The 5,231-nt window shown below is 73.5% G+C and carries 4 protein-coding genes; 2 read left to right on the plus strand and 2 right to left on the minus strand.

Annotation, left to right across the window (positions count from 1 at the left end):
- On the minus strand, positions 1-1,338 hold a 1,338-nt coding region (locus ACWJ6R_RS14565; RefSeq protein WP_449062731.1), incomplete at its 3' end, for a S8 family serine peptidase.
- Positions 1,339-1,517: 179 nt separating this feature from the next.
- Here ACWJ6R_RS14565 and ACWJ6R_RS14570 point away from each other — a divergent pair.
- Both ACWJ6R_RS14570 and ACWJ6R_RS14575 read left to right on the plus strand, forming a co-directional pair.
- Positions 1,518-2,384: a hypothetical protein gene (locus ACWJ6R_RS14570; RefSeq protein WP_449062732.1), complete on the plus strand. Its 867-nt coding sequence runs from the start codon at positions 1,518-1,520 to the stop codon at positions 2,382-2,384.
- Entirely contained in the window at positions 2,378-3,562 is a 1,185-nt protein-coding gene (locus tag ACWJ6R_RS14575) for a spermidine synthase (RefSeq protein ID WP_449062733.1), read from the plus strand. Before ACWJ6R_RS14570 ends, ACWJ6R_RS14575 begins: the two co-directional genes overlap by 7 nt.
- Before the next feature lie 137 nt (positions 3,563-3,699).
- Here ACWJ6R_RS14575 and ACWJ6R_RS14580 read toward each other — a convergent pair.
- Positions 3,700-5,231 (minus strand): LCP family protein (locus ACWJ6R_RS14580; RefSeq protein WP_449062734.1); only part of this gene is annotated, 1,532 nt, incomplete at its 5' end.

Here is a 5,231-nt window from a genome sequence, read left to right on the forward strand (position 1 = left end):
GCGGCGCAGCGCGGCGAGGATCCCGCGCGGTCGACGACGCCGTAGCCGTAGTCGTGGTCGAAGCCCACCGTGCTGCGGTCGTCGGCGGTGCGGCGGAGCAGGGTGCGCAGCTGGGCGGGGGGAGAGCCGGGAGACGGGCCACCGGGTGCGGACGGCGGCCACCAGCCCGGCGGCGACCGGGCAGGCGGCCGAGGTGCCCGAGTCGGGCTGGTCGTCGCCGAACGCCTTCGAACCGGAGAAGTGGGTGTAGGCGCACAGGTCCGGTTTGCGCCCGTCCAGGCGGCCGGGGCCCTGCGAGGAGTAGCCGACCCGCTCGCCGCCCGTGTCGACGCCGCCGACCGACAGGACGCGGGGGTGGGAGTTGGCGCCGACGATCGGGCGGTCGGGGAAGGCGCACCGGCCGTCGCGGCAGTCGCGCCCGCAGTTGCCCGCCGCGAACAGCACGTCGGCGCCGGCCGCCTCCAGACTCGCCACGATGAGGTTGAACGGGTGGGCCGGGTTGTCGGAGTAGTTGCCGGGGCTGCCGACGGGGAAGTCCCAGCGAGGGGAGAACGAGCCCCAGCTGTTGCTGACCACCAGGGCCCGCGACTGCTCGGGCTGGGCGTCCAGGACCGTGCGCAGGTGGGCGAAGGCCGCGACCGCGTCCGAGAGCAGGCCGTCGATGGCCGATCCCCCCGGCCGCCGGGAGAGCAGCACGGGGACGTCGATCAGCGTCGCCTTCGGGGCGGCGATGAGCGTGTCGAAGGCGCACATCGTGCCGTGGTCCACCTCGAACTCACCCGGTTTCCCCGTCACCCCGGCCGGGTTCCAGCTGCGCGCGGCGTCCAGCGTGACGTCCCGGCCGAGGTGGCGGGTGACGTGCGCGGCGTTGATCCCGGTGTCCAGTACGGCGAGCGCGACGCCCGCGCCGTCCAGCCCCTCGCCCGCGAGCTCGTCTGCGGCCAGCAGCCGCGCCACGTCGTGCCAGTCGCCCACCGGGGCGTCGCCGCCGCAGGTGAGGTTCGACTCGATCACCGGGTCGGCGAAGACGCCGACGACGTCGGGGCGGAGCGCCGGCAGCAGGGCCAGCCGGACCGCGGCCTCGTCGTCGGAGATCTCCCCGCGGACCAGGACCGAGGCGTCCTCGGCGGCGAGCGAGAAGCGCAGCGGCTGGTTCAGCGAGAGCGGGTCGCCGCCCGCCGGCGGGACCGGGCGCGGCACCGCCACCGGCGCGAAGGAGGGGTCCAGGACGACCCCGGGCAGGCCGTCGGCGACCTCGGCCGCGGCGGCGGTCCGGCCGGGGTCGGTCACGGCCGCGACGACGTCCGGAGAGGGGCGGAGCTGGATCAGGACCCGCATGGCACACCACCGAGAGGTTGAAGGATCGAGGACGGCGGACCTCCCCACGTTCCTGCATCTCCGCGGCCTCGTCCAGTCCCGCAAACCGCCCGCCACCAGCGGGTGTGGTGCAATCCCGGTAAACCGCCGCGGCCGGTCCTCCTTCCGCGGGAGGGCCGGGATCACTACGTTTGGACGGCATGACCGCCGCGGCGCAGAGCACGCCACCCCACCGCCCCGACACCCGCTCCGAGCACTGGCTGGCCACCCGCCCCCGGCTGGTCGTGGCCAGCGCCTTCATGCTCTTCCTGGAGCTGGCGCTGATCCGGTGGACCGGGTCGAACATCGTGCACCTGAGCTACTTCACCAACTTCGTGCTGCTCGGCTCGTTCCTCGGCATCGGGCTGGGCTTCCTGCGGGTGGGGCGGACGGACCGGCCGCCGTACTACTCGCCGATCGCGCTGGCGGCGCTGGTGGCCGTCATCCTGCTGTTCCCGGTCACCGTGGACCGCCACACCGAGGGCGTCCTGTACTGGACCAGCCTGAGCGCGGGCGGGCCGCCGCCCTGGCTGATCCTGCCGGTGGTCTTCGTCGCCGCGGCGGTGGTGCTGATGGGCCCGGCCGAGCTGGTCGGCCGCTGCTTCCCGGAACTGGACCGGCTGGAGGCCTACCGCTACGACCTGGTCGGCAGCCTGACCGGCATCGGCCTGTTCACCGCGCTGTCCTTCCTCGGCGCGCCCCCGGTGGTGTGGGGCGTGATCGCCGCGCTCGCCTACGCCGTCCTGCTCCGGCCGCGCGGGCTCTGGGCGCGGGCCGCGCTGGCCGTGCCGTCGCTGGTGGTGGTCGCGGCGCTGGCCGCCGAGACGCTGACCGCCGGGGCCCTGTGGTCGCCGTACTACAAGGTGACCCACAGCCGCTTCGAGCAGGAGGGCGTGCCGGTGATGGACATCCAGGTCAACGGGATCCCGCACCAGCGGGCCGTCCCGGCGGCGACCGGCTGGAGTGGGAGCGGCAGTACGCCCTGCCGTACGAGCGGGCGGTCGGCGGGAGGCTGGACGACGTGCTGATCGTGGGCGCGGGCAGCGGCACCGACGTGGCGATCGCGCTGTCCAAGGGGGCGAAGCGGGTGGACGCGGTGGAGATCGACCCCCGGCTCCGCGAACTGGGCGGAGCCCACCACCCGGACCGGCCCTACGCCGACCCGCGCGTCACCGTCCACATCACCGACGGCCGCGCCTTCCTGGAGCAGACGGGCAAGAAGTACGACCTGATCCTGTTCGCGCTGCCCGACTCGCTCACCCTGGTCTCCGGGGCGAGCTCGCTCCGGCTGGAGAGCTACCTGTTCACCCGGGAGGCGATGGAGGCGGCCCGCGAGCACCTCAAGCCCGGCGGGGCCTTCTCGATGTACAACTACTACCGGGAGAGCTGGCTGGTGGACCGGCTCGCCTCGACCGTGCAGGCCGCCTTCGGGCACAAGCCGTGCGTGGACGTCGTGAGCACGGCCGGCCAGCAGGCGGTGATCACCGCGGGGGTCACCGCGCGGGCCCAGTCCTGCGGCGCCGAGTGGGCGGGCGCGACCGCCGCCACCCCGCCGCCCTCGGGGGACGACCGGCCCTTCCTCTACCTGAAGGACCGGACGATCCCGCAGATCTACGTCGTCACCCTGCTGCTGATCCTGATCGTCAGCCTGCTCGCGGTCCGGGTGGTCGCCGGGCCGTACCGCCGGATGCGCCCCTATGCCGACCTGTTCCTGCTCGGGGTGGCGTTCCTGCTGCTGGAGACCAAGAGCGTGACCGGGTTCGCGCTGCTGTTCGGCACCACCTGGGTGGTCAACGCGATCGTGTTCGCCGGGGTGCTGGTCGCGGTGCTGGCCGCGGTGGAGGTGACGCGCCGCCTGCGGACCCCGTCGCTGTCCGTCATGTACGGCGTGCTGCTGGCCGGCCTGGCGCTGGCCTGGCTGGTGCCGGACTCCTGGCTGCTGGGCCTGCCGGTGCCGGTGCGGGCGGTGGTCGCCGTGCTGGTGGCGTTCCTGCCGATCTTCGCGGCCAACGTGGTGTTCGCCAAGCGCTTCGCCGACTCCGCCGACGGCACGACCGCGTTCGGCGCCAACCTGCTGGGCGCGATGGTGGGCGGCTGCCTGGAGTACCTGGCGCTGGTCATCGGCTACCAGGCGCTGCTGATCGTGGCGGGCCTGCTCTACCTGGGGGCGTTCGCGCTGCTGCCGAGGACCGCCCGGGCGGCGTGAGCGCGCCGGACGGTCCGGGCGTGCGGGACGGCGTGAGCACGCCGGACGGCCTGGACGCGCCGGACGACCCGGCGTCGGACGCGCCCGGCCCGGACCCCCGTGCGGGAGGTCCGGGCCCGGGACGTGCGGTGCGGCGCCTACAGGCCGCAGAGCTCGTCGAGGGACTGGGCGCTCTTGCCGGCCGTCGGGGTCTTGTTGGCCGTCGGCCTGAGCGCCGTCGGCTTGGCGGGAGCGCTGAGCGTCGGGGTGGGGGAGGCGCCGGTCGCGCCGGGCGTGGCCGTCGCGCGGCCGGCCAGGGAGTTGCGGCGGGGCTGGGTCGACTGGCGCAGCGCCTTGGCGGACGCGGCGCGGATCTTCTGCCAGTCGGGCGAGCCGGTGTAGAACTCCGGCGGCACGAACTGGAGGCTGGTGATCCTGGCGTCCTTGACCTTGAGGGCCAGGTCGGTCAGGTGCTCCAGCATGTCGCGCGGGATGTTCGTCTGGGCCATGCGCTTGGCCACGCCTGCGATCTTGGTGAAGTTCGTCAGGACGACGGTGGGGGTGGCCTGCTGGGCGAACGCGCCGATGACGCAGCGCTGGCGGGCCATCCGGGAGAAGTCGTCGCTGCCGACGCGCGAGCGGCCGTACCAGAGGGCCTCCTCGCCGGAGAGCGTCTGGTAGCCGGCCTTGATCGTGCCGGCGGTGCCGAACGAGCCGCCGTACTTGACGTCGTGCTCCACCTTGATCTTCAGCCCGCCGATGGCGTCGACCAGGTGGGCGAAGCCGTACATGTTGATCAGGGCGTAGTAGTCGATCTTCAGGTTGAGCGTGTAGCCGATGGCGTCCATGAGAGCCCGGGGGCCCTGGTGCTTGCGCCCCATGACCTCCGGGTGGTCCTCGGCGTACTGCCAGACCTCGTTGAGCAGGCCGCCGTTGGGCAGCTCGCGCATGAAGCCGTTGGGGAACTGCTTGGCCAGCGGGCTGGAGGGCGGGAAGCGCACGTGCTGCAGGTTGCGCGGGAGGCTGAACATGACGGTGTTGCCGGTCTTGATGTGGATGCTGGCCACGTTCATGCTGTCGGTGCGGATGCCCTCCCGGTTGCCCGCGCCGTCGCCGCCGATGAGCAGGAAGTTGATCCGGTCGCGCCCGTCCCAGGGGTCCTCGGGCTTGAACGTGGGCGCGGCGGGGTCCTGCGGGTCGGTCGGGAAGATGGCGTTGACGGTGTCCTTGACGGTCAGCACCGTGTTGGCGGCCAGCGCGAACGGGGCCGTGACCGCCACGCAGAGCGTGCCGATGGCGATGCCGGAGACGATCTGGCCGGTGCCGTTGAGCCTGCTGGGGCCGAGCGTGATGTAGGAGGCGAGCACCAGCAGGAACCAGCCGAGCGCGCCGAGGCCGGCCAGGCTCGCGGTCAGGCCGAGCACGCCGTCCCGGGTGGCGAGACCGGTGTTGCCCTCACCGGAGAGCGTGATCCCGACGATCAGCCCCAGCAGCAGCAGCACGCCGAAGGCGCCGAGCAGGATGTAACCGACGCGGCGCCGCCCGGCGCGCAGGTGCGCCGCACCGGGCAGGATCACCGAGAGCGCGGTCCAGCCGATGAGCGCCCCGGTGGTCAGCGGCCGGGCGAACCGGGGCCGCGCCGCCGGTACGGCCGGCGGGCCCGGGGCACGGAGGCCGCCCGGGGCATGGA

This window comes from Planomonospora algeriensis, assembly GCF_977012225.1.